This window comes from Limosilactobacillus walteri, assembly GCF_014830205.1.
Classification (GTDB): Bacteria; Bacillota; Bacilli; order Lactobacillales; family Lactobacillaceae; genus Limosilactobacillus; species Limosilactobacillus walteri.
Genome location: NZ_QORN01000007.1, coordinates 47,667 through 73,633, shown reverse-complemented (window position 1 = coordinate 73,633; position 25,967 = coordinate 47,667). Strand labels below are relative to the sequence as shown.

The window sequence follows — 25,967 nt, the reverse complement described above, 5'->3', positions numbered from 1 at the left end:
CTTAATTATTCCCCATTCGATCTTCAATCCATTGCCAAACGTCAGCCTTACCCTTTTTTTCAGTAGCAGAAAACAAGATGATTGGTGTTGAATTATCTGCTTCTAACGTTTTCTTTATCGTACTTAGCTGACGATTCCAAGCACTTCTTTTTACTTTATCAATCTTTGTTCCAACGATAAGGGTCGGTAAATTATAATACTGCAACCACTTATACATGTTAACGTCATCAGGCGTTGGGGCATGACGCGCATCTACTAATTGAATTACTCCCCGTAGCTGTTCACGTTGAGTTAAGTATTGCTCTATCATTTTACCGAATCGTTCACGCTCTTTTTTAGAAACTTTCGCATATCCATATCCCGGAACATCCACAAAATACACTTGTTCTTCTACATTATAGAAGTTTAAGGTTTGTGTTTTTCCCGGTTGACTTGAAGTATGAGCATAGTTGCGACGATTGATCAAAACATTTGTTAAGGATGACTTTCCGACATTGGATCGTCCCACAAGGGCAATTTCAGGAATCTTAGTTTGCGGATATTGTTCTTCGCTTACAGCACTGATTGTTAAATCAACATTATTTACTTCCATGACTATACCCCGCTTCACTTATACTAAGAAGCCTTTTCGTCTTTTAAAACGTAACGCGGCTCGGTATGTTGAGTTACACAACGTTTATCAATAATAACTTTCTCAACATCCTCGCGGCTCGGTAAGTCAAACATTACGTCACGCATAACATCTTCAATAATTGACCGTAGCCCACGAGCACCAGTATTACGTTTAATGGCTAACTGAGCCATTGCACGTAAGGCTCCATCTGTAAACGTCAATTCACTACCATCTAAACGAATTAATTCTTTATATTGTTTAACAAGAGCGTTCTTTGGTTCAGTAAGAATCCGAACAAGATCATTTTCGTCAAGCTTTTCAAGCGCAGTCATCACTGGGAGACGACCAATAAATTCAGGGATTAAACCAAATTTTAATAGATCTTCTGGAATAACATGCTGCAGAATATTTTTATCAGTAACTGTTTCAGCTTCACGCGAATCTGTCCCAAAACCAATAGTCTTATCCCCGAGACGTTCCTTAACAATTGTTTCAATCCCATCAAAAGCACCACCAACAATAAAAAGAATATTCTTAGTATCAACCTGAATAAATTCTTGTTGTGGATGCTTACGTCCTCCTTGAGGCGGTACATTGGCAATCGTTCCTTCAAGAATCTTTAATAATGCTTGTTGCACCCCTTCTCCGGAAACATCACGGGTAATTGAAACATTCTCACTCTTTTTAGCAATCTTGTCAATTTCATCAATGTAGATTATCCCCTTTTCAGCCCGCTCAACATCAAAATCAGCTGCCTGAAGTAATTTAAGGATAATATTTTCAACATCTTCACCAACGTAACCAGCTTCAGTGAGAGTCGTTGCATCAGCAATCGCAAATGGAACATTTAGAATTCGCGCCAATGATTGAGCTAGGTAAGTCTTACCAGAACCGGTTGGTCCGATTACTGCAATGTTACTTTTTTGTAATTCTGTATCATTATTGTCATCACTCATCATCGCATTAACCCGTTTATAATGATTATAAACGGCAACTGCTAACGTTTTCTTTGCATCATTTTGACCAATCACATAGTCATCAAGTTCACTAACAATCTCTGCTGGCGTTGGAACCCGAAAAGCCTTTTTTGACTCATCTTCTGCCAGTTCTTGATCAATAATTTGTTTACAAAGGTCAACACATTCGTTGCAAATATAAACGCCAGGACCAGCAACAATTTTTTTCACTTCGTCCTGTGACTTTCCACAGAAAGAACAGTGAACTGAATCCATCCCACTGGTATCTTCAAACATAATTGGACCTCCTCTAAGACTTATTAACACATAATAACAAAATTATCGTCTAATTTCGACTAAATTAACTTAGATACTCGTTCATAGACTGGCAAAAAAAACGCCCAATCAAAGTGATTGGACATTTTGATTAGTAATCGTTTAGTCAATTACTTACTTGTCAGACTTATCGTCGTCCTTAACTTGCTTTGCAGAATCAGCAACTAAGTCAACTGCCTTACGGATCTTGATATCGTGAGTTAACATATCATTTGATAATGCCTTCTTTACAGCATCTTCTTCCATTCCGTATTGCTTAGCAAGATCAGATACTTCCTTAGCAATTTCATCTTCGGTAGCGTCTAACTTAGCATCATCAACAATTGCTTCTAAGACAAGGTTAGTCTTTACACGTTGCGCAGCATCATTAGCAAATTGCTTCTTCAAATCTTCTTCCTTAGTACCAGTAATTTGGAAGTACATTTGAGGGCTAATACCTTGTTGTTGCATGCCAGCTAAGTATTGTTGCATTTGACGATTAGTGTCATCATCCAACATTGCTTGCGGAATATCCTCAATTTCAGCATTAGCAACTGCCTTATTAATAGCAGCATCTTCAATAGCAGCCTTAGCTTGGTTGTCTTTTTCTTCTTGAAGTTGCTTCTTAGTCTTTTCTTTTAATTCTGCTAAAGTATCAACATCTTCATCAACATCCTTAGCAAAATCGTCATCAAGTTCTGGCAATTGCTTTTCTTTAATTTCGTGAATCTTTACCTTAAATAAGGCTTCTTTACCAGCAAGAGTCTTTTCATGATAATCCTCTGGGAAAGTAACTTTAACATCAACATCATCGTCAGCATTGTGGCCAATCAATTGATCTTCAAAGCCAGGAATAAATGAACCTGAACCTAATTCAAGTGAATAGTTTTCTGCTGAACCACCAGCAAATTCTTTACCGTCAACACTACCCTTGTAATCAATTACAACAGTATCTCCCTTTTCAGCTGGCTTGTCTTCTTTTAATACAAGTTCAGCTTGTTGTTGACGCTTCTTTTCGATGGCATCATCAACATCTGCGTCAGTAACAGTGGTATCTTGGGCTGGAACTTCCATACCCTTGTAATCACCTAACTTAACTTCTGGCATAACGTCAACTTCAGCAGTTAGTACCCATGGTTGACCCTTTTCCATGCTCTTAATGTCAATCTTAGGTTGATCCACAGGTTGGATGTTAGTTTCCTTAACAGCTTCATTATATGCATCAGGTAATACCTTATTTAATGCATCTTGGTATAATGATTCTTCACCGTACATTTGGTTAAAGATTTGACGTGGGACACGACCCTTCCGGAATCCCGGAACAGTAATCTTTTTACGGGTTTCAACGAAAGCTTCGTCAATTCCCTTATTAATAGTGTCGACATCAATTTCAAATGTCAATGTACCTTTGCTGGCATCGCTATCGCGTTCCCATTTTGCTGACATTTTATTTCCTCCAATAACAAATCAATTTGACTAATTATAAATATAATCAATCTTTACATACTATATTAGTTTACCGTAGGAGACCACTAATTGCAACTCATTGAAACCTGATCGCCCAGTTATTTTAAAATAATTAAGTTAAAGAAAAAGACTTGGGTAAAACCCAAGTCTTTTAGCACATATGCGCTTAAAATTAGTCTAAGATGTCAGATACAACACCGGCACCAACAGTGTGTCCACCTTCACGAATAGTGAACTTAAGACCCTTTTCAAGAGCAACTGGCTTTTGTAAGTTAACAGTGAATGTAACGTTATCACCAGGCATAACCATTTCTACACCATCTGGTAATTCAATAGTACCAGTAACATCAGTTGTGTGGAAGTAGAATTGTGGACGGTAGTTTGAGAAGAATGGAGTGTGACGTCCCCCTTCTTCCTTGGTCATAACATAAACTTCACCCTTGAAGTTCTTGTGAGTTTGGATTGAACCTGGTTCAGCCAAAACTTGACCACGTTGAATTTGATCGTGTGAAATACCACGAAGAAGTACACCAACGTTATCCCCAGCTTCACCAAGATCAAGAGTCTTGTGGAACATTTCCAAACCAGTAACAGTTGACTTAAGAACGTCATCAGTTAAACCAACGATTTCAACTTCGTCACCAATCTTAACAGTACCACGGTCGATACGACCAGAAGCAACAGTACCACGACCAGTGATTGTAAATACGTCTTCGACAGGCATCATGAATGGCTTGTCAGTAGGACGCTTTGGAGTTGGGATGTAGTCATCAATAACATCCATTAAGTGAAGGATAACTTTTTCTTGTTCTGGGTCACCTTCAAGTGCCTTAAGAGCGGATCCACGAATAACTGGAATATCGTCACCAGGGAAATCGTATTCGCTAAGTAAGTCACGAACTTCCATTTCAACTAAGTCAACTAATTCGTCATCGTCAACTAAGTCAGTCTTGTTTAAGAAGACAACAATGTATTGAACACCAACTTGACGAGCAAGAAGAATGTGTTCACGAGTTTGTGGCATAGGACCATCAGTAGCAGCAACAACAAGGATAGCACCATCCATTTGTGCAGCACCAGTGATCATGTTCTTAACGTAGTCAGCGTGTCCAGGGGCATCGATGTGTGCGTAGTGACGCTTTTCAGTTTCGTATTCAACGTGGGCAGTGTTGATAGTGATACCACGTTCCTTTTCTTCTGGAGCAGCATCGATATCAGCGTAATCTTCTGCCTTTGCTAAACCTTTGGCTGCCAATACCTTAGTAATAGCAGCAGTTAAAGTAGTCTTCCCGTGGTCAACGTGGCCAATAGTACCAATGTTAACGTGGGGCTTTGTACGTTCATAATGTTCTTTTTCAGCCATTAATGAAAACCTCCTGATAATTTACAAGTATAATGCCAGCCAAAATAATCAATGACTGACATACCCTTATACATATTGTACAACTTCTTTTCGCCAATTGAAAGCTTTAATCTTAGGCTCTGAAGAAGAATTCTTAAATATAATATCAACTATCTACTCATTTGTAAATGTATTTGACTAATGTTTTTCTATTAATTCGTCAATCATCATTCCTAAACGGGCTTGCCACTGCTTTATTACGGGATTTATCTTTATATTTTTCCCTTCAACACGGGCAATTAAAGCATCAACCCATTGATTAATATCATTAATAACTTCATTAACTCGTGGATATAAGAACATTATCTGTAATTGAAATTCTTGGGTTGCCATTTGTTCTGTTTGTGGATTCTGATTCCCGCATTTTTTCGAAATCAAATTTTTCCCTTCACGAACAATTGGTAATGTATTTAAAGGCTTCAAATCCCCTGGAATAAGAGTATATTCTTTTTTATCTAACCAATAGATTGTTACTGGATCATTTATGTGCAGCTTGCATAAAAGTTCAATTAAGCTTGACTTTACCAATGGATGGGTATATGGATCACGTAAAAGAAATTTTGTGCCAGTAACAAATTCATTTAACGGTAGCTTAAATGCGGCTTGCAAACGGGTTTGTTGTTCCGGCAAAGAATAATCTCCCAAATGGTAAAACTCACGCAAACGAGCTTGAAGCGTTTCTTGATATTCTTGACGTGATTTTTTCTCACCAGCGATTACTTGTGGCATTAATTCGTCTTGCCATTGCGATAAGCTGTTAATTACCTGACGAGCCAAGATAAACAATTCATTTTGCACCAAAATGTTGATTGCAATCTGAGCATCAGCATAACTCTCAAACATCACTTCTAAATACTCAAATAAGTATGTACAAGCTCGCGTATATTGTTTTGCATGATATAAGGCTAGGATCGTTAGCCTGCCAACTTCTGAATCATCAACATCATTTACAAGGTCTTCTAAGAGACCGCTAGCTTCTTGCCACTTTTCATCACTAATTAGTTTTTGAGCTTGCAAGTACTTATCTTGTTGGGCTTCGTTCATTATTATCACCCTTTTCTTGTACTAAATGCAGTTGCCATAATTAATTATGGCACATTTAAGCCTGCCTTAACAAAATAAAGGTCAAGAGTACCGACATATCAATCTCCTTGACCTCATTTCTGTATTATTTTTCCGTTTTTACTACCCGTTTCTTACCACGCCCGCGATGATGTTCTTTAACTGAATGCTGCTTTCCGGGTTTTTCGTCTTTTTTATCAGCATTATTTTTATTTTTCTTTGCATGTTGGTTAATTTCCATAATTACAGGAAGAATGACTGGGTGGCGTTTTGTCTGATCAAACAAGAAACGGTTCAGCTTGTCACGAACATCTTGCTTTAAATGACTCCAATCAAATTCTTTTTGATCAAGGTTCTCTTGAACAATTTTTTCTACAAGATCAGCACTTTGTTGCATAAGTTGACGGTTTGTTTTAACGAAGACAAACCCCCGTGAGGTAATCTGCGGACGAGCAACGATTTTTTTCTTTTTACGATCAATCGTTGCTACAACGACGAAGATACCATCTTCCGATAAAACACGACGATCTCGTAACACAATATTTCCAATATCACCTACACCGGTTCCGTCAATCATCGTATTACTTACATCAATATGTTCACCGACATGGAATTTACCATTTTTATATGTTAAAACATCACCTTTATTAACAATAAAAATATTTTCTTTAGGAATACCAACTTCTTCTGCCAGTTCAGCATGCCGATCTAAAAGTCGGTACTCACCTTGAATTGGAACAAAGAACTTTGGCTTCATAAAATTCAACATCAATTGTTCATCGTTTTGATTTGCATGGCCAGATGGATTTAAGTCATCCGAAATAAATTTAACCTCTGCGCCAGTCCGATAAATCATATCTTTAGTTTTTTGAACTTCTGTCTCTTGAGCATATGAAGGAGTTGTTGTTACAAAAACAAGATCAGTACTAGTTAATTGAAGATTTGGATTATCACCGTTGGCAATTTGTTGCAATGATTTAATCGGCTCACCCATTTTACCAGTCTCTAAAATAACAACTTGGTTAGGTTCTAACTTATCAGCCTCCTTACGGCTAATAAAAAGATCATCTGGCAAGTGCAATTTGCCTAGATTCATTGCTGTGTCAATTATTTGTTCAATATCTTCACCAGATAATACGATTTTGCGACCTACAGCCACCGCTGCATTAATAATTTGTTGCACCCGCATAATGTTCGATGCAACACTAGCGACAATGATCCGGCCATTTTGATATTTGAACGTTTCTTTAATGTATTCGCCAATATCCTGTTCACGAGCAGACGCTCCGGTAATTCCAGCACCAGCTGAATCGCTCAACAACGCAAGCACTCCTTGAGAACCAATTTCTGCAAGCCGAGCAAGATCAGTCTGATACCCTTTTTTAGCAGTTTGATCAAATTTGAAGTCACCAGTATAAACAATATTACCAGCCTTAGTCTCTAATACAATTCCCAATGTCTCTGGAATAGTATGTGTCGTTTGGAAAAAGGATACGGTCACATCATTAAAATCAATTGCCGTTGATGCATCTACAACATGAAAATCTTTAAATTTTTTAACTTCTTTATGACTCTTTACCGCAAGCTTGGCAAGGGCAATCGTCATCTCACTACCAAATACAGGTACATCAAAGTCCATCAAGAAATATGGTAGTGCGCCAATTGAGTCGGCATGTCCATGTGTTAAAAATACTCCAACAATTTTATCTTTATGTTCACGTAAGTATTCCCAATCTGGAATAACGACATCAATTCCCATCAATTCATTTTCTGGATACTTTAATCCTGTATCCAAAATAAAAATTTGACCTTCTATTTCAACAGCGTACATATTTTTTCCGTTTTCACGTACACCACCAAAGGGAATAATTTTAATATTATTATCCATTGATTTGGCTCCTTTTAGATATTTAGTTTTTGAACCCCTTATCAACTAACTGTACGTTGATAAGAATTTTATTTCGTTCACAATAGCTATAAACATCTTACCACAATCAATGATAATTATGGAATAAAAAAAGCCCTATCCCAATAAACAGGATAAGGCCCATTAAAAAAGATATTACCGACGTAAACCTAACTTTTGAATAAGTTCACGGTAAGCTGGTAAATCAGTCCGACGTAAGTATGCTAATAAGTTACGACGGTGACCGATCTTCTTCATCAAACCACGTTGTGAGTGGTAATCGTGCTTGTGTGTACGAAGGTGGTCATTAAGTTCGTTAATATCTGCAGTTAATACAGCAACTTGAACTTGTGTAGAACCAGTGTCTCCTTCGTGTGTTGCAAATTCTTTGATAATTTGATCTTTACGTTCTTTTGAAATAGCCATGCTATTTTCCCACCTTTCTATATCTATCCGCCTAAGTTCTAAGTATAACGTTGGTGAGGATCGCTAAACTGAGAAGAGGCATTAGTTGTTCAGTAACAACCTATACAAATATACATAATATTTGCTAATCTTGCAACTAATTTAACGAAATTTTTGACTTGATCCGCGTTAACTATTGCAATGCTGGTCAGTCTTTTGTATAATGACAAATGTTGAAAATTCTGGTCAACTGAAAATCGGGTAACGGAGGTGAAACTCATGCCAATTATCAAATCAGCAATTGAACGTGTTCGGACTAGTGAAAAAGCAGAAGCACGTAATGCTTCACAATTAAGCCAAATGCGGACTGCTATCAAGAAGTTCGATAAGGCAAAGCTTGCTGGCGCAGATAACCTTGATGACTTATACAAGGCTGCTATCTCAGCAATTGACCGTGCCCACTCTAAGGGCCTTATCAAGGCTAACAAGGCTGCACGTGACAAGTCACGTCTTTCAGCACGTTACGCTAAGTAATAAAAAAGCAACTACTCGTTAGTTGCTTTTTTATTTTCTCCTTATTTTATTTAATAAAATCCAAAAAGGACTCTCAAGTTCAACTTTCTTCAAGCTTTGAGGGTCCTTTTTGCGTACTATGCTATTCGTATTTTAATTAAAAAATTGGTTTATATCATAATTCCATCGAATTTATGCCCACTTTTTATCCTGTTGTGAATACTGTAGCATAAATAATTGAAACAGTAAGGCTGGATCCCGTTGCGTTGTCTTCAACGATTGTTCGATTCTTACCAATCCCAAATATGCATTTTCAAGTGCCTGCATAGAAAAATTGCGGGCCGTCTTCAAACCTAATTTCACTCGATAAGGATGAACACTTAATTGGCTGGCTAAACTTCCCTGACTAAGGCCACGCTTATTTAAAACTTTGATTTGAATTAATAAACGGAACTGTCCTACTAATACCGCATTAATCCTAAGCGGAGGCTGTTGTCCTGCTAATAGTTGACGATAAAGTTCTAATGCTTTTACCTGATTATGCTGAAGTACTGCTGTGACTAAATCAAAAACGTTTTCGTCTAATGATTGCGGAACTAATGATTGGACCATTTGTTGATTGATCTTTTTTTCTTGATACGCAAGAATTTTTAATTTAGTTAAATTTGCATTCATCATTCCATAATCCGCGTTTGTACGCTGAACAAGTTCATCCAGAGCCGCTGGAGTAAGTTCAAAATTATCAGCTGCTAGTTGCTGGGTAACTTTTTGGCGCGCCTGTTGTTCGTTAAGCGGAGCTGCATCGACCAACACAGCATTCTTCTTCAAAAGTTTAACAATTGCTTTTCGCCCATCAAGTTTTTCATAAGGAGCTGTAAAAACTAGAACTGTGGATGGTTCTGGATGCTCCAAATATTTTTTTAAACTATCTAGGTCATGCTCAATTTTTGAATGTTTTTTCTCGCCGGTTAAAAAATATGGCTTATTTATAAGAACAAGCCTGCGCTCACCAAAAAAAGGGGCCGCCATCGCATCATCTAGGGCAACAGCTAACGGGGTTGTTTCCATATCATAACGCCCAACGTTCATTACTCGTTCATTAGCTGGAATTAAGTTAATAAACTCATCAATCGCCTGCTGTTGAAGAACTTGCTGGGTTCCTAAAACAAGGTACACCATCGCTGGCGTTTTTGTTTTTAATTGATTAGATAACTGGGTAGTGTCCACCTAGTTTCATCCCCTTTCAATGTTGTTTTTATTTTTCCATGATTACCATAATATACATATTTTATCATTCCAAACTGTTGCGTTGACAAATAATTTATATTCATTTGCCGTAGCGTATTAATCGTTACTTCATCAGGATGGTGATACCGATTAAATCTTCCCGCAGAAATAATCGCGTACTGCGGAGCCAAAGTATGAAGAAATGCAGGATCACTAGCTGTTTTACTGCCGTGATGACCTACTTTTAAAATATCTGCTCTTAGTTGAGGATACTTTTGAATGACTTTTTTCTCGTTTTGCTGATCTAAATCGCCAGTAAAAACAAATCTTTTGCCACCAAACATCCCTGCTAAAACTAATGAATCTTCATTTTTTCCTTGACCTGAGATAAACGGGTGTAAAATTTGCAATGAAAGCTGACCTAAATTGTTATTATCAGTTACCGGAATTATTTGCGGCGACTGGACTTCTGCTGAATGAATCTTCTTTAAAAAAGCAGGTTGCTTCTCCATCCCAGCAGGAACAACAATCGCTTTTACCTGAACATTATTTAAGATCGTTGTTAAATATCCAATATGATCAGCATCATGGTGGCTCAAAAAAATTGCATCTATACAGCTTATTCCCTTACTTCTTAAATAATTAATAGTTATCCGCTGTGCGTCATCTTGTGGTTGTCGATTTTGATTCCAATTACGTTTGCTAAATACTAGCTTCCCACCAGTATCAATCATTAAGACCTGCTTATTAAATGGTTTGCGAATAAGGATCGAATCTCCTTGACCAATATCAATAAAAGTTACTTCCCCATTTAATGGAAAATGAATCATTACTAAAGTTAGGAGATACGTTGAGATTAGTACTGCCCACTGCCGCAAATTAGTTTGCTGGTATATCGCTATTAGCGTCTCAATAAATAAAATAATTGCTAAGATTATCGGCGGCTTTCCAAAATGGATAATTCCTGGGAATGAGGATAAGTAGTTTAAAAATAATTGAAAATATTTTAGTCCAGCATTAATTACATAGGTTACTGTGGGGAATAGTCGAAAAAGAACTCCCCCAATAAGTACACTTGGAAAAATAATAACGGAAAAAATAGGAATTATTAGATAACTAGCAATAAAGCTTAAAAAGTGAACTTCATAAACATAACTTAATATTGATGGCAAACTAATCAAATTAAGCAAAATTGACTGTTTCCAATTACTAAGCGTCAGCGGTAATACTTGAAGCATAAATGATAATAAATAGCTCAACTGACCTCCTAAAGTTAGCAAAGTTAACGGGTCAACTAGTATTCCAAACATTAGACTAATTGCCCACCCATCAAGAGCATCGAGATGAAGGCAATTATGGAGCAAACCGATCTCAGCCATAATCGTAGCTCTTAACAGGCTTGTTGAACCTCCGCCAATAATAAGGTAAAACGGTAGCAACGTTATTAAAAAGATATCAATGTATTCACGATACCACCATAAGTAAACTAGGATATACCGTACCATAACAGTCAAAAGGACAATGTGCATCCCTGATATGCAAAACAAATGTAATAAGCCTAATTTTTTAACACTTGCCATTAGTTCTGTTGCATTACCATTGTTACTACCAATAATAAGTTGCTGACAATAGGTACTAAGCGGATCTGGGAGACTTGCAAAATACAATAATAGTTTTTTACGGATAGTATGACAAGCTGTTGTTATCCCACCTCGTTGGATAATTATTTGGTTTACTTTTTTTATCCGAACTTGGTTACAAATCTGCTGGTGGTGATTAAAACGTTGACTATCAAATTGATTATCGTTTGTCCGAGGAAGAAGCGGCTGAATCTGTCCTTCAATCGTCCATAATACCGGCACTGACAAATCATTTAACGATGCACTCATTTCTGATGTTAACGGATAAATAATCAATTCACGCTGGCCGGTATTAATATCCCCTGCTTTACCAAATGCCGTATTTCCTACTATTTTTAACTCATCTGGAAAAATGAGGATTGTTTGAGTAATGTTCGCTTGTCCTGTTACCGTTGTCCTCAACCATCTTTTTTGCGTATATAAACATAAACAGAGCGATATTAAACAAGTTAATACCACCATTAACAGAACTGTTGGCCTCTTCAACCTAATCAGCCGCCACAATAAGAAAAATAAGAATAACGCTAGCCAATGAATGCAAAAAAAACTAACAGTTACCAATCCAGCACCTAACGCCGGAAAAATCCAAAAATGTTGGATGAACTATTTCTGCTCTGGATTAATATATTGATCCAGATTTACCTGTTCTAAAATATTGCTGTCTAATTTAATTTGATGAAGTGCTACATTTTTTAATTGGATTAGTTTCATTGCATAATCATCGTTATGATAATTACGAATATAGTTTATCTCTTTAATTCCCGTTTGTAATAAACTCTTTGTGCATTGCAAACACGGAAAATCGGTAACATAAAGACTAGCACCATCCGCAGAAATGCCAAACTTCGCACATTGTAATAAGGCATTCATTTCAGCGTGAATCGTACGAACACAATGACCTGCACGCAAATAGCACCCTTCATCAATACAATGATCATCGCCAGCAACGGCACCATTATATCCGCCAGCGATTATCCGCTTATCGCGAACTAAAACCGCTCCCACCGAAAGTCGGTTGCAAGTACTCCGGGAAGCTAATAATGCTGCTTGAATCATAAAATATTGGTCCCAACCAATTCGCTGTTTCATTTTTGTCACTCCTCTTTATTTGAAATATAGTATAGCAAATAATCTCATCAAACTAAAAATTAGACCGCTAAATAATCCTTTAATTTGGCAACTGTCTTTTCTCCAAAGCCATTTATTTCTTTAAGTTCATCAATACTTTTAAATTGACCATGCTCTTGTCGATACTGCAAAATCAAATCAGCCTTTTTATCGCCAATCCCTGTTATCTGACATAGTTGTTCCTTAGTAGCCGTATTTAGATTTATGGTTGGTGAATTACCACTTTCATTCTTAGTTGGTAAGGCGTTAGATGTTGCTGACATCGGTGGTGTTTCGCCAACTACCGGAATATAAATCATTTGCTGGTCAGTTAACTGTTTAGCTAGATTGACCTGCCGTAAATCCGCATTTGCTAGTGGACCACCTGCTGCTGTCAGTGCCTCATTAACTCGCGAATCTGCCTTTAATTGATAAACGCCTGGCTGTTGGACGGCTCCCTTAATATCAACCGCCACTATTTTAGGATCTGTCTTAATGCTAGAACTCTCGGAGCTACTTATACTACTAGCTAAAACAGCATTGGCATTTGAAGCTGGCAAATGATCTCCCTGCCCTTTTCCAATAAATAGATAACCAGCAATAACTGTAATTACAACTAGTATAAGGAAATGGAAACGGTACTTATCCCATAAATCCATTAGTTGTTGCATATCATCACCCCCCTATTAATATAAATACGTAAAAAAATTAAATTTGCACTTTTTTATAACAAAAAAAGCCCAAACCATGATTTTTATCATAGTTTAGACTTTAAAATATCCTAGTTATTTATTGGATTGTAAGTACTTGACTGCCTCATCAAAAGAACTAACTGGTACAATCTTCATCCCTGGTGCATATTTTTTACCAGCTTTTTTTGCCATTTGGTAGTTAGTCATATGTCCTTCTTCATATTTTAGAATTTCATTGGTTGGTTTGATATACGGAGCAAAAAATATCTTCGCGCCAGCACGATGAGCTGCAATTACTTTTTTATCAATTCCACCAATTTCGCCAACTGTCCCATCTGAACTAATTGTCCCTGTCCCTGCAATCTTACGGCCCTTTTGGAGGTCTTTGCCACTGATTTGTTGGTAAATTTGTAAACTAAACATTAGTCCGCCTGACGGACCACCGTATTGACCAGCATCAACTTTGACTGGAATCTTAGTTTTAACCTGCATATTATTCGTTAAAATTATTCCAATCCCCGTTTTGTTTGTACTAGCAATTTTAACTAAGGGGTGCGTTACGGTCCTGGTTTTACCATCCCGTGTATAGGTGACTGCCAATGGAGTTCCCACTTTTTTAGCAGCAATATATTTTTGAAACCCTTGGGCAGTGTTAAAATGACGACCATCTACTTTGGTGATTGTGTCACCAACATGGATATCATGTTTAAATTTAGAATTAGGCTGAACCTGTAAGACATAAATACCAAGGTAACGACGAGTAACTTCCTGATGCGCTGCTTTATAAGCAACTGCTATTGCTTCATTAATTGAACTATCCATATAAAATTTCTGCACTCGATCAAACGTTGCACTATTTTGACCACCAGTGACATCCTCAGCACTTTCAATTGACATATACGGCACCATCTTAGCATATAAATAAGTTGCCGGGTGTGCACGCTGAATTGCAACTGATGTTAACATAAAGTTACCCTTATAGCGGTCTGGATGGCCCTTAATTTTGACAAAAGATTGAAGGTCAGCTGCTGTTCCAGGACTCTCAATATAAGAATTTAACGGCCAGAATAAAAAACATCCTAATAATAAGACAAGGCCTAAAACTACCCCAATCCGACGTAATATTATATTATCTTGCTTCTTCATTATCTTCCTTAACCCGTAATAGTTCGCGTTCAGCTAACCGTTTTTTCAACGCTTCATTAATATTTGCTGGTAAATAAGCAGAAATGTCGCCCCCAGCCGAAGTTACTTCCTTCAATAAACTGCTTGATAAATGCTGATATTCCGGTTTAGCGAGGAAGAAGACAGTCTCACACTGGTCATCTAAGAAATTATTCATCGCGGCAATGTCACGTTCATACTGAAAATCCGTTGTATTGCGAAGACCACGCATTAGGTAATCAGCACCAATGCGATTCATTAGATTTACTGTTAATCCATCAGTAGTAATGACAGATACATTGTCCAATCCACTAACTGCTTCTTTAATCTGGGCAACCCGTTCTTCAACCGTGAATAGCGGATTTTTGCTCGAGTTAGTCATTACAGCTACGGCTAATTGATCAAAGAGGGCACTTCCTCTTTTAATTAAATCTAAATGACCTAATGTTAATGGGTCAAATGATCCTGGAAAAACTGCAACTTTCATTATTTTGACTCCCTTTCTCGTTGATAAATAGTCAAGACGGTAATGCCGTATGCTTGACGTTTAATAAAACTAAAGCCTGATAATTTTTCTGGTAATTTTGCCTCTTGATCTGTCTCTGCAACAACAATCGCTCCATCTGCAAGCAAATCATTTTCTACCATCTTATCAAGATCGTTAACAATCTGCTGTTTAGCATATGGCGGATCCAAAAAAACAAGGTTAAATTTTTCATTATTTTTTTGAAAAAGACCAAGTGCTTTGCGAGCATCCGCTTTATAAACGTCAAATTGTTGTTCATGTTTTGTTACTGCAATATTCTTTTTGATTGTTTTAATCGCCTGATATTGACGGTCAACTAGGACTGCTCGGTCAATTCCACGAGAAACCGCTTCAATACTTAAGCCACCACTTCCTGCATATAAATCAAGGCTGGTTCCCCCATCAAAATATGGACCAATTATATTAAATAGGGCTTCTTTCACTTTGTCAGTTGTTGGCCTGGTAGCCATTCCGGGAACCGCACTAAGTTTGCGACCACCAAAGTCGCCTGCAACAATTCTCATTTTTTATCATCCTCATCATGTAATTGATATACTCCAGTTAATTCGAGATCTGCTAATGTCGGATCTAAATCTGGACGAGCTGAAACTTCTACTTTTCGCACTGCTCGCAATTGTCCGATCTTTTCACTCATTTTTTCAACATCTTCTTGATTGACATATAGAACAACATAATGCATTCGTCGCGAAATATAATCAATTTGACCATAGTGACGCAAAGCTCGAATTACGCGATTACCATTGACATAGACAATCAATGATCGGCGTGGTGTTAATTCAAACATTCTTCTCGCCCCCATCTTCTGGAATAAACGGATTCCCCATAACTAGACGCTCACGATTTTGCAACATGCTAATATTCATAACAATCCCAACTGTTGCTGAAAGAATTAACATACTCGACCCACCATAGCTAATAAATGGGAAAGTAACACCAGTAATTGGCAGCAAGCCTAAAACACCACCAATATTAAAGAGTGTTTCAATTGAAAAGAAGGTAGCAGATCCATAGCAAATCAACGTTTGATATAAACTATCTGCTCGTACTCCTACTTGAATCATTCGACAAATCAAGATTAACAAGGTAATAAGAATAACTGTTACCCCAACTAATCCTAATTCTTCACTGGTAATTGACATGATAAAGTCAGTATTCGGTTCTGGAAGGTAACCCATCTTTTGGATACTGTTACCTAAGCCAACACCAAACACTCCACCATTACTAATTGCGTAATAAGAATTAACAAGCTGGCTTCCTGAACCACTGGCATTTCCAAATGGATTTAAGAAAGCAACAAAACGAGCAACCTGATAGCCACCGCCTTGCAGCATCCCGCTCTCAACAAGTCGTTCTAACCCGAAATAGCCAAGAGCCGGTAAAACTAGGATAATTCCTAGTCCAACCCCCCATTTATAGTCAGCAGCTAACAACATAATCGCAATAATCGCGGCATTAATTGCCATTCCACCAATGTCTGGTTGAATCACGATTAACCCAAGAAAGACAACAATAATTAGCCATGGTCCCTTAGCATCAGTGGTAAAATGTTGGCCTCGTTGCCTTATCTTATCCATTCGGTCTGCTAAATATAAAATAAAATATAACTTACAAATTTCGACTGGCTGGATATTGAAAAAACCTAACGATAACCAACCTTTGGCCCCATTAACTGCCCGGCTGAAAACAAGAACAATTACGAGGAGTGCCCCTACTACAAGGGTTGAATCACGTAAAAATCTTTTCGTTCGATAATGTCGTAGGGGATAATTCGCTAAAACAGCCATCACAGTCACACCCATTAAAACATATATTGTCTGCTTAATTAGGTATCCAAGCGGTGTCCCCCCATTTTGCATCTCAATGGAAGCACTCGCCGAATAGACCATTACGATCCCAATCAGGCAAAGTGCAAGATAAGGAACTAGGATGTAATAATCGAGGTAGCGAATATCATTCCATACAGAACGAAGGCGACGGAATTTTAATTTCTTTTTCTTCACAAAGCGCACCTACCTAAAGATAAAATACAACCATTATTATACATCAAATAAAAAAAGCCTGGAAAGCCAACTAGCCTCCCAAGCTTTATAAATTTTTACTTACGTGAAGCTGCACGACGACGCTTTGCTTCCTTTTCACGAGCGTTGGTGTTAAGGATCTTCTTACGTAAACGAATGTTTTCTGGAGTAATTTCACAGTATTCATCTTCGTTTAAGAATTCCAGCGATTCTTCAAGTGAGAAGTGCGTAGGTGTCTTAATATGGGCCATTTCATCTGAACCAGCAGCACGAACGTTGGTTAGGTTCTTACCCTTAGTGATATTAACAGTAATATCATTTTCACGACTGTTTTCCCCAACGATCATTCCTTCGTATACTTCCGTACCTGGATCAATTAGCAATTGACCACGACTCTCAATTCCCATCATGGCATAAGTAGTAGCTTTACCAGCATTCATGGAAACTAGAGTACCCTTTTGACGACCAGGGTTCCAGTTCTTAATAACTGGGGCATACTTTTCAAAGGTGTGGTTCATAATACCGTATCCACGAGTCATAGTCATAAATTCAGTAGAGTAACCAATTAAACCACGTGATGGAGCAAGGAAGATTAACCGTGTTTGACCGTTCTTAGAAGGTTCCATGTTTTTCATTTCACCTTTCCGCTTAGATAAACTGTCAATTACGGCACCAGTATATTCATCTGGTGTATCAATTTGTACTTCTTCAAATGGTTCACACATTGTGCCGTCAATTTCACGGTAGATAACTTCTGGACGAGAAACTTGCAATTCGTAACCTTCACGACGCATGGTTTCGATTAAAATTGAAAGGTGTAATTCTCCACGACCAGACACAGTCCATGCACCAGGTTCATCGGTATTATCAACCCGTAATGAAACATCCGTGTGCAATTCATGACGAAGACGGTCTTCAAGCTGACGAGCAGTAACAAATTTACCTTCACGACCAGCAAATGGTGAATCATTAGTCCGGAAAGTCATTTGCAATGTAGGCGGGTCAATCCGCAATGGTGTAAGAGCTTCTGGATGGTTAGGATCAGTAACTGTTTCCCCAACATTAATATCTTCCATTCCGGAAACTGCAATTAAATCTCCAGCCTTTGCTTCTTGAATTTCAAGACGCTTTAACCCAAAGAAACCAAATAATTTTGTTACGCGGAAATTATGCTTAGTACCATCAAGTTTCATAACGGTAACATTGTCACCAACTTTGATCGTTCCGCGAACAACACGACCGATACCGATCCGACCAACGAAATCATTGTAATCCAAGATTGCAACTTGGAATTGAAGTGGTTCATCGGAGTTGTCAACTGGTGCGGGAATGGTCTTGATAATGGTATCAAACAATGGCTTCATGGTGTGTTCTTGAGTCGAAACGTCAGAATCATAACTTGAAGTACCATTCATAGCTGAAGTATATACAACAGGGAAGTCAAGTTGATCTTCGTCAGCACCTAACTCAATGAATAAGTCAAGGACTTCATCAACAACTTCTTCAGGCCGAGCGCCTTTACGGTCAACCTTGTTGATAACAACAATTGGTGTCAAATGTTGTTCAAGGGCTTTCTTAAGAACAAAACGCGTCTGTGGCATTGTTCCTTCAAAAGCATCAACAACTAATAACACACCGTCAACCATCTTCATAACACGTTCAACTTCACCACCGAAGTCTGCGTGTCCTGGGGTATCCAAAATATTAATTTGGTGTCCTTCATACTTAACAGCCGTATTCTTAGAAAGAATAGTAATTCCACGTTCACGCTCAATAGCGTTGGTATCCATCGCACGATCTTCAATTGAGAAGTGTTCTGGTAAAGTATCTGATTGCTTTAACATTTCGTTAACCAAAGTAGTCTTACCGTGGTCAACGTGGGCAATAATCGCAATGTTACGAATGTCGTCACGAGTTTTCAAAACTTGATCTCCCTTTCGTCATATCATTATTTTTAAGTCGAACAGCAGCGGCTAATCAACGACTAATTTCATAAAAAAACTGTGACATCGCGGTCACAGCCTCGACAACTAATTGATGATCTGTCGAATATCTCGACTAACCTGACTCGTTGCTACTAATACAAGATTAGATGATAACACATTAATAGAACTACCGTCAATTGATTTCACAACTAACCCTAATTCTTCTGCTAACATTCGTCCGGCTGCAAGGTCCCACGGCTTTAAATTAGAGATATAACCACCTAGCTGGCCAGTAATAACGCCAATCATTTCCATTCCCGCACTACCATACATCCTTAACCCCATCGCCTCTTGCGCAATCTTTTTCAAGGCAGGAGTACCACCGAGTGTCAGGGTCCGGTTCATTGCTAAAAGACTTTCTTTTAGCCCTAAGTCCGCCGGCGCATGAAGACGTTGCTTATCAACGTATACGCCCTTTCCGCGCTGACCATGGTATAACCGGTTATTAATTACATCTAAGATATACCCCAACATTGGAACACCGTCAATATAAAGGGCTAACATCACAGCAAAGTTATTATGCTGCTTGACAAAATTCATTGTCCCATCAATGGGGTCCACAATCCAAATATGCCCATGAAGATCAGTAATTTGACGGTCTCCTAAGCCTTCTTCACTTAAAATTCGGCTATCGGGGTCAATTTTTCGTATTTGTTCATTAATGAGCTGTTCATTTTCTCGGTCAATTGTTGTTACAAGATCCGTATAGTTTGTTTTAGTATCAATTTGGTAACTATCATTCATCTTATCATGCGCATTTTGTCCTGCTTGACGAATAATTTTTTGCGCATTTAAATCTAATTCATTAATTTCAGCCATTATTTTGAACCAACCATCTTTATTTTTTTAGTTGAAGATTCTTGAGCTTCTTTAACAACCTGATAAAGTACATAGCCAGAGTTTTTTTCAAACTCGCGGCCTAGTTGTTTTTCTTCCGCCTTTGAAGGCACTACTTGCTTAAATGCACGGTAGCACTCTAAAACCAGACGACGATCAACACCGACTTCATAAGCATCCTCAACAGCACGAAACATCGCAATTACTTGTTCCATTTCTTTAGTTGTCCAAGACGGGTCTAGCGGATAACTATAATTTTGTGAATTCATTTTTAACCCTCCACATATTTACTACCTGTATTATACAATCTAATTTTCAATTTAGAAATATGAACAAAAAAAGAAGCCATCAATAATTTGACAGCTTCTTGAATAGAGAGATCATTAAGTTTTAGATGTGGGTTGGGAACCCAAGGGCAATATCAGCAGCTTCTTGAATTGGTTCATTCAAAGTTGGGTGAGGATGAATAGTTAAAGCAACATCTTCAACATTCATTCCACCGTTAACGATAAGTGAAAGTTCCCCGGCAAGAGTACTTGCTTCAGGACCAACACATTGAGCGCCAACAATGTTCTTCTTATCTTTTGTGTAAATAAGACGAACAAAGCCTTCTGGTTCATCAAGAGAAACCGCCCGTGCATTTCCGGCAAATGGGAATTGGGCAGTTGCTACTTCAATTCCCTTTTCCTTAGCCGTTGCCGCGTTCATACCAACTTCTGCCATTTCAGGATCAGTGAAGCAGACCGCTGGAACACCAACCCAATCATTAGCAGTATTCTTACCGGCAATTGCTCCCGCTGCAGTCTTGCCTTCAAAGAAAGCCTTATGCGCAAGAGCAGGACCTGGAACAATATCACCGATTGCCCAAATACCTTCTACATTGGTCCGTCCCTGTTCATCAACAATTACTTGATGGTGGTCGTTTAACTTTACACTAGTCATGTCTAAACCAAAATTATCAGTATTTGGTTTCCGACCGACTGAAACCATGCAGTAATCAGCCTTGATTGTGTGCTCTTTACCGTCAACTTCATAAGTAACTGTTACGCTATCATCATCTTGTTCAGACTTCTTTGCCATTGCACCAGTAACGATGTCAATGCCCTTCTTCTTCATATTCTTTTCAACAACTTTAACCATGTCATCATCAAAGCCGTTCAAAATTGAAGGAAGTCCTTCAATGATTGTTACATGTGAACCAAGGTTAGCATAAGCACCAGCTAACTCAGACCCAATATATCCGCCACCGATAACCACTAATTCTTTAGGTACCTCTGGTAAGTTAAGGCCACCAGTAGAGTCAATCACCCGTCCTTCAAACTTGAAGTTAGGGATTTCAACTGGACGCGACCCGGTTGCCAAAATCAAATTCTTCCAGGTAATCGTCCGACCATTATCATTATCCATAAATTGCTTAGGACCGGGCTTAATTACCCGTAATTGATGGTCATTGTCAAGAATTGCTTCCCCGTTAATAATTTCAACTTTGTGTTTCTTTAATAACATTTCGACACCACGGGTCATTCGGTCAACGACTTTCTTTTGCTTCCATTCTTGGGTCTGCTTAAAGTCTATCGTAGCATCGGTCTTTGAAATACCATATACTGATGAATCTTTAACTTCTTGAAGACGATGACCAGCAGCGATTAATGCCTTAGATGGTACACAACCAACGTTAAGACAAACACCACCTAACCCCGGATCGCCTTTTTCAATCAAAGTAACTTTTTGACCTAACTCCGCAGCCCGAATAGCAGCAACATAACCACCAGGGCCTCCACCAACAACTACTGTATCTTTTTGTTCAACATCAGCCATACTATACTAGCCCTCCATCATAATTAATTCTGGATCATGAAGCATCCGCTTTAGGTAGTTCATTGCGTTTTGTGCTAATCCACCATCAATCAAACGGTGATCAACTGTCAATGATAATTTCATCATATGGCCAACAACAATTTCACCTTGTTCATTAACAATTGGTTCAGTAGCAATTGTGCCAACACCTAAAATAGCAACTTCTGGTTGGTTAATAATTGGGGTGAACCACTTACCACGCATTGATCCAATATTAGAAATAGTCATGCAGCCGCCTGCCATTGAAGATGGGCTAAGCTTATTGTCCTCGGCATCCTGAGCATTATCAGCAATTTCTTTTGCAATTTCAAACATGCCCTTCTTATCAGCATCCTTGATGTTAGGGTTGTAGAGGCCATGGTCAGTATTGGTTGCAATCCCAATATTGTAGTAATGCTTTTGAACAAGTTCCTGTGCAGCATCATCAATTGAACAGTTCAGTTCTGGGAACTTCTTCATTGTTGCAACTAATGCTTTAACAACATATGGTAAGAAAGTCAAGTGGATACCTTGTTCTGCAGCCACAGCCTTGTATTTCTTACGTTGAGCCATTAACTTAGATACTTCAACATCGTCAAATAATGTTACCATTGGGCTAATGTCGACAGAATCACGCATATTCTTAGCAATAATCTTACGCATATTTGATAATGGCTCACGAGTTTCAGCATCTTCACCGGCACCCTTATAAGGTTTAATCGTATTTTGCGCCTTAGGAGCACTGGCGGCAGCTGGAGCAGCAGATGTAGCCGCTGTTGACGCAGGAGCACTAGCAGCAGCACCGTTAAAGTTGTCAATATCAGCCTTTAGCACTTGTCCATGGTTACCACTTGGTTGAACAAGTGAAATATCAACGCCCTTATCACGAGCATATTGCCGCACAGAAGGCATTGCCATCACAAGCTTATTTGGTTCTGCGAGCGGGGCAACTCCTCCCTTGGCTGGCGCAGCACTTGCTTCTTCATCCTTAACCGGGGTAGCTGTTTCTGCTTCATTCGCAGAGGAATCGCTACTATCAGTATTATCTTCGCCTTCTACTTCAACATTAGTGCTTGTACCTGCCTTGCCATCATCAATTTCGGCAAGCTTATCACCCTTTTCAACGTGATCGTCTTCATTCACAAAGAGCTTTGTAACGGTCCCATCAACTGGTGAAACTAATTGGGTAGTTGATTTATCAGTTTGGATTTCAATTAAAGCATCGTCAGCCTTAATCGCATCGCCTTCTTTAACAAGCCAAGAAGCAACGTCACCTTCAGTTAAACCTTCACCCATTTCTGGTAGTCTAAAAATATATGCCATATCGTATTAACTTCCTTTCTACTCCACGCATTGCTAGTAATTAACTACTTCGCGTGCGGCATCCTCAATTTCACGCGCTCCTGGAAGCCATACATTTTCGGCTTGTGGGAATGGGTAAACTGAGTTAGGAGCTGCGACCCGTGTAACTGGAGCATCAAGGTACATGATTGCACCTTCTGAAATAGCAGATGCAACCTGTGCACCAACCCCAGCCATCTTTTGTGCTTCTTGTGCGATTACTACCCGGTGAGTCTTCTTAAGTGACTCAAAGATAGTATCAGTATCAATTGGATAAAGTGAACGCAAATCAATAACCTCAGCTGAAATATTATCTTTTGCTAACTTCTCAGCTGCCTTTTGCGCTTCAGAAACTTCACCACCATAAGCAATGATAGTAACGTCTGTTCCTTCTTGAACAACATTTGCCTTGTCCAACGGAACAGTGTACTTATCATCAGGTACTTCACCCTTAACGGAACGGTACAGACGAAGGTTTTCGAGGAAGAGCACAGGATCATTGTTTTCGATTGCTGAAATAATTAACCCCTTAGCATCATATGCTGAACTTGGTGCGACTACCCGCAATCCTGGAATTCCAACAAAGAAGTTTTCAAGGTCATCCCCGTGCAATTCAGCAGTGTGAGTTCCTCCACCATATGGAGTCCGGATTGTAATTGGGGCATGCTTAGTACCATTGTATTGGAAACGCATCCGTGACATTTGAGCTGCGATCGAGTCCATTGCTTCAAAAGTAAAGCCCATAAATTGAATTTCAGGAACTGGACGCCAGCCAGTAGCCGCTAAACCAATTGACATTCCTAAAATACCAGATTCGGCAAGAGGGGTACTAAATACACGGTCAACACCGTACTTTTCTTGCAAACCGTTAGTTGCCCGGAAAACCCCACCGTTTTTACCAACGTCTTCACCGAATACTAAAGTCTTAGGATCTTCGGCTAAAGCGATGTCAATACCTTCAGTAATAGCTTTGATATAAGTCTTTTTAGCCATGATTACTTCGACTCCTTTTCTTCGTACTTCTTAATTTGTTCTTTAATGTCTGGAGTTGGAACTTCAAATGTCCGCTTCAACATATCGCTAACTTTTTCGGGTTCTACTGAGTCAGCTTCCTTCATTGCTTCTTTAAAGCTTTGCTTGCATTCATCCACGTACTTTTGTTCTTCTTCTTCAGACCAAAGACCATTCTTAGTCAAGTATTTGCGGAGACGAATTAGTGGATCTTTATCAAACCATGGCTTAGTTTCTTCATCAGTCCGGTAACGACTAGGATCATCACCAGCTGAACTGTGGGCCCCAAACCGGTATGTTAAGGTTTCAATTAAGACTGGACCATTGCCAGCAGCTGCAAATTCACGTGCTTCTTTAGCAACTTCATAACAAGCAAGAACATCCATTCCGTCAACTTGTACACCGGGGATTCCCGCAGCAACACCCTTTTGCGCGATTGTTTGAGCTTCTGTTTGAAGCTTACGTGGGAATGAAATAGCCCAGCCATTATTTTGAATGATAAAGACAGCAGGAGCTTGGAATGCCCCGGCAAAGTTCATTCCTTCATAAGTATCACCTTGTGAACTACCACCTTCACCAGTATAGGCGTAAGCAACAGTATCTTTTTCACCGTTCTTCTTAATTCCAAGGGCACCCCCAGCCATTTCAACCATTTGGGCCCCAATAATAATTTGTGGACGAAGAGCACGTGCATCAAAAAGATTACCCTTGATGTGTCCCTTTGACCATAAGTACATTTGAGCAACAGTTGCTCCATGTTGAATTAATTGTGGCAAATCACGATATGCTGGGAAGAGAAAATCCTGCTTCTTAAAAGCAGCTGCGGTTCCCATTTCTGATGCCTCTTCACCCCATGTCGGAGCGTAGAAACCTAACCGCCCTTGTTTTGAAAAACTCATTGTTTGTTCATGCAAGGCACGTTCCCAAACCATTTTCTTCATTAAGTCAACTAATAAGTCATCACTGAAATTAGCCATTAAGTCCTTGTTAACAACATTTCCGTCATTATCAAGAATTTGTACAGGCTTAGCATATGGAGCCCCTTCATTGGCTTTAATCTCAGCGAAATTGACAGCTTTGGTATTGGCCATATTCAACATTCCTTTCCAAATCCAATTAACATCATGTAAGCGATTGCCTACCTACATTTATAGTATAACTGATTGATTAAATAATACAAGCGCTTTCATAAACTTAATCTTGAAAAATGTCGAAGTTTTACATTCAAAGTAAACGCTTTCTAATAAAATTGTGGTTATTTACCACTGAATTATCAACATTAGCAATTTTAAATAGTTATGATAGACTATAATATAATTGAAATTTTTATTGGAGGCATAGTGAGTAATGTATTTAATGAAAGATATTACCCGTGATGGTAACCCTGTTTTGCGCAAACGGGCAGCTGAGGTCTCGTTTCCCCTCTCTGATGAGGACCAACAGTTAGCTAAAGAAATGATGAAATACTTAGAGGTCAGTCAAGACCCTGAATTATGCGAAAAATATAAATTACGGGCGGGGGTCGGCCTTGCTGCCCCACAAGTTGGCGTTTCCAAGCAAATGGCAGCCGTGCTAGTCCCTTCCCCTGACGAAGATGGTGAACCATTATTTAAGGACGTCATCATTAACCCAGTTATCGTTAGCGAATCAGTTCAGTATGGAGCTTTAACAGAAGGAGAAGGATGCCTTTCTGTTGATAAAGATGTTCCCGGATATGTGCCGCGTCACGATCGGATTACCCTCCGTTACCAAGATGTTAACGGTAAAACACATAAAGTACGCTTGAAGCATTATCCAGCAATTGTTTGTCAACATGAAATCGATCACTTACATGGCGTCCTTTTCTACGACCATATTAATAAAGAAAATCCATTTGAAGCTCCTGCTGATACTGTTATGATTAGCTAAAATACTTCAGAGATT

At 38.8% G+C, this 25,967-nt stretch carries 25 protein-coding genes; 2 read left to right on the top strand and 23 right to left on the bottom strand.

All coding sequences use genetic code 11. From position 1 onward, the window contains the following. Nucleotide 1: 1 nt before the first annotated feature. The 7 genes from yihA to rpsO all read right to left on the bottom strand — a co-directional run bounded on the left by yihA (nt 2) and on the right by rpsO (nt 8,147). Complete coding sequence (gene yihA, locus DTK66_RS02680; protein WP_153930578.1) at nt 2-592, bottom strand: ribosome biogenesis GTP-binding protein YihA/YsxC; 591 nt, start codon at nt 590-592, stop codon at nt 2-4. Nucleotides 593-615: 23 nt separating this feature from the next. Beyond that, entirely contained in the window at nt 616-1,866 is a 1,251-nt protein-coding gene (clpX, locus tag DTK66_RS02675; RefSeq protein ID WP_153930579.1) for an ATP-dependent Clp protease ATP-binding subunit ClpX, read from the bottom strand. Nucleotides 1,867-2,019: 153 nt separating this feature from the next. Beyond that, nucleotides 2,020-3,330 (bottom strand): trigger factor, encoded by a 1,311-nt coding sequence (tig, locus tag DTK66_RS02670; RefSeq protein WP_153930580.1) that lies wholly within the window; start codon nt 3,328-3,330, stop codon nt 2,020-2,022. A 193-nt stretch (nt 3,331-3,523) separates the two neighbouring features. Further along, nucleotides 3,524-4,714 carry an elongation factor Tu gene (tuf, locus tag DTK66_RS02665; protein ID WP_153710580.1) on the bottom strand — a complete coding sequence of 397 codons (1,191 nt, stop codon included), beginning with the start codon at nt 4,712-4,714 and terminating at the stop codon, nt 3,524-3,526. Between the two features lie 177 nt (nt 4,715-4,891). Next, the gene (locus tag DTK66_RS02660) at nt 4,892-5,797 is read right to left on the bottom strand and encodes a hypothetical protein (protein WP_153930581.1); all 906 of its coding nucleotides are present in this window, start codon (nt 5,795-5,797) and stop codon (nt 4,892-4,894) included. 124 nt (nt 5,798-5,921) lie between these two features. Beyond that, complete coding sequence (locus DTK66_RS02655; RefSeq protein ID WP_153930582.1) at nt 5,922-7,703, bottom strand: ribonuclease J; 1,782 nt, start codon at nt 7,701-7,703, stop codon at nt 5,922-5,924. Nucleotides 7,704-7,877: 174 nt separating this feature from the next. Further along, the gene (gene rpsO / locus DTK66_RS02650; RefSeq protein ID WP_003666833.1) at nt 7,878-8,147 is read right to left on the bottom strand and encodes a 30S ribosomal protein S15; all 270 of its coding nucleotides are present in this window, start codon (nt 8,145-8,147) and stop codon (nt 7,878-7,880) included. Nucleotides 8,148-8,405: 258 nt separating this feature from the next. Between rpsO and rpsT the strand changes: the two genes are divergently transcribed. Next, nucleotides 8,406-8,660 (top strand): 30S ribosomal protein S20, encoded by a 255-nt coding sequence (rpsT, locus tag DTK66_RS02645; RefSeq protein WP_003666832.1) that lies wholly within the window; start codon nt 8,406-8,408, stop codon nt 8,658-8,660. 171 nt (nt 8,661-8,831) lie between these two features. Here rpsT and holA read toward each other — a convergent pair whose 3' ends face one another. The 16 genes from holA to pdhA all read right to left on the bottom strand — a co-directional run bounded on the left by holA (nt 8,832) and on the right by pdhA (nt 25,135). Beyond that, nucleotides 8,832-9,866: a DNA polymerase III subunit delta gene (gene holA, locus DTK66_RS02640; RefSeq protein WP_191667694.1), complete on the bottom strand. Its 1,035-nt coding sequence runs from the start codon at nt 9,864-9,866 to the stop codon at nt 8,832-8,834. Next, nucleotides 9,836-11,968, bottom strand: coding sequence for a DNA internalization-related competence protein ComEC/Rec2 (locus DTK66_RS02635; protein ID WP_191667703.1), 2,133 nt, complete (start codon nt 11,966-11,968; stop codon nt 9,836-9,838). Before DTK66_RS02635 ends, holA begins: the two co-directional genes overlap by 31 nt. 141 nt (nt 11,969-12,109) lie before the next feature. After that, nucleotides 12,110-12,595 (bottom strand): ComE operon protein 2, encoded by a 486-nt coding sequence (locus DTK66_RS02630; RefSeq protein WP_153930583.1) that lies wholly within the window; start codon nt 12,593-12,595, stop codon nt 12,110-12,112. A gap of 59 nt (nt 12,596-12,654) precedes the next feature. Continuing rightward, the gene (locus DTK66_RS02625; RefSeq protein WP_153930584.1) at nt 12,655-13,284 is read right to left on the bottom strand and encodes a helix-hairpin-helix domain-containing protein; all 630 of its coding nucleotides are present in this window, start codon (nt 13,282-13,284) and stop codon (nt 12,655-12,657) included. 114 nt (nt 13,285-13,398) lie between these two features. Next, nucleotides 13,399-14,451 (bottom strand): SepM family pheromone-processing serine protease, encoded by a 1,053-nt coding sequence (locus DTK66_RS02620; RefSeq protein ID WP_191667693.1) that lies wholly within the window; start codon nt 14,449-14,451, stop codon nt 13,399-13,401. After that, nucleotides 14,435-14,956, bottom strand: coding sequence for a pantetheine-phosphate adenylyltransferase (gene coaD, locus DTK66_RS02615; RefSeq protein ID WP_153930586.1), 522 nt, complete (start codon nt 14,954-14,956; stop codon nt 14,435-14,437). The genes DTK66_RS02620 and coaD overlap by 17 nt, the downstream gene beginning before the upstream one ends. Next, entirely contained in the window at nt 14,956-15,519 is a 564-nt protein-coding gene (gene rsmD / locus DTK66_RS02610) for a 16S rRNA (guanine(966)-N(2))-methyltransferase RsmD (protein WP_191667692.1), read from the bottom strand. The genes coaD and rsmD overlap by 1 nt, the downstream gene beginning before the upstream one ends. After that, nucleotides 15,516-15,800 carry a YlbG family protein gene (locus DTK66_RS02605; RefSeq protein ID WP_153930588.1) on the bottom strand — a complete coding sequence of 95 codons (285 nt, stop codon included), beginning with the start codon at nt 15,798-15,800 and terminating at the stop codon, nt 15,516-15,518. The genes rsmD and DTK66_RS02605 overlap by 4 nt, the downstream gene beginning before the upstream one ends. Then, nucleotides 15,793-17,016, bottom strand: a complete 1,224-nt coding sequence (locus tag DTK66_RS02600; RefSeq protein ID WP_191667691.1) for an FtsW/RodA/SpoVE family cell cycle protein — start codon at nt 17,014-17,016, stop codon at nt 15,793-15,795. Before DTK66_RS02600 ends, DTK66_RS02605 begins: the two co-directional genes overlap by 8 nt. Before the next feature lie 95 nt (nt 17,017-17,111). Beyond that, on the bottom strand, nt 17,112-18,956 hold the full coding sequence (typA, locus tag DTK66_RS02595; protein ID WP_153930589.1) for a translational GTPase TypA: 1,845 nt from the start codon (nt 18,954-18,956) through the stop codon (nt 17,112-17,114). A gap of 108 nt (nt 18,957-19,064) precedes the next feature. Beyond that, nucleotides 19,065-19,838 carry an inositol monophosphatase family protein gene (locus DTK66_RS02590; protein WP_191667690.1) on the bottom strand — a complete coding sequence of 258 codons (774 nt, stop codon included), beginning with the start codon at nt 19,836-19,838 and terminating at the stop codon, nt 19,065-19,067. After that, nucleotides 19,838-20,125: a UPF0223 family protein gene (locus DTK66_RS02585; RefSeq protein WP_153930591.1), complete on the bottom strand. Its 288-nt coding sequence runs from the start codon at nt 20,123-20,125 to the stop codon at nt 19,838-19,840. Before DTK66_RS02585 ends, DTK66_RS02590 begins: the two co-directional genes overlap by 1 nt. Nucleotides 20,126-20,246: 121 nt before the next feature. Continuing rightward, a complete protein-coding gene (lpdA, locus tag DTK66_RS02580; protein WP_191667689.1) occupies nt 20,247-21,674 on the bottom strand; it encodes a dihydrolipoyl dehydrogenase in 1,428 nt (475 codons plus the stop codon). Nucleotides 21,675-21,680: 6 nt separating this feature from the next. Beyond that, the gene (locus DTK66_RS02575) at nt 21,681-23,015 is read right to left on the bottom strand and encodes a 2-oxo acid dehydrogenase subunit E2 (RefSeq protein WP_191667688.1); all 1,335 of its coding nucleotides are present in this window, start codon (nt 23,013-23,015) and stop codon (nt 21,681-21,683) included. Nucleotides 23,016-23,048: 33 nt separating this feature from the next. After that, complete coding sequence (locus tag DTK66_RS02570) at nt 23,049-24,026, bottom strand: alpha-ketoacid dehydrogenase subunit beta (RefSeq protein WP_153930213.1); 978 nt, start codon at nt 24,024-24,026, stop codon at nt 23,049-23,051. 2 nt (nt 24,027-24,028) lie between these two features. After that, the gene (pdhA, locus tag DTK66_RS02565; RefSeq protein ID WP_153930212.1) at nt 24,029-25,135 is read right to left on the bottom strand and encodes a pyruvate dehydrogenase (acetyl-transferring) E1 component subunit alpha; all 1,107 of its coding nucleotides are present in this window, start codon (nt 25,133-25,135) and stop codon (nt 24,029-24,031) included. 256 nt (nt 25,136-25,391) lie between these two features. Between pdhA and def the strand changes: the two genes are divergently transcribed. Beyond that, nucleotides 25,392-25,952 carry a peptide deformylase gene (gene def, locus DTK66_RS02560; protein ID WP_153930211.1) on the top strand — a complete coding sequence of 187 codons (561 nt, stop codon included), beginning with the start codon at nt 25,392-25,394 and terminating at the stop codon, nt 25,950-25,952. The last annotated feature ends 15 nt before the right edge of the window (nt 25,953-25,967 follow it).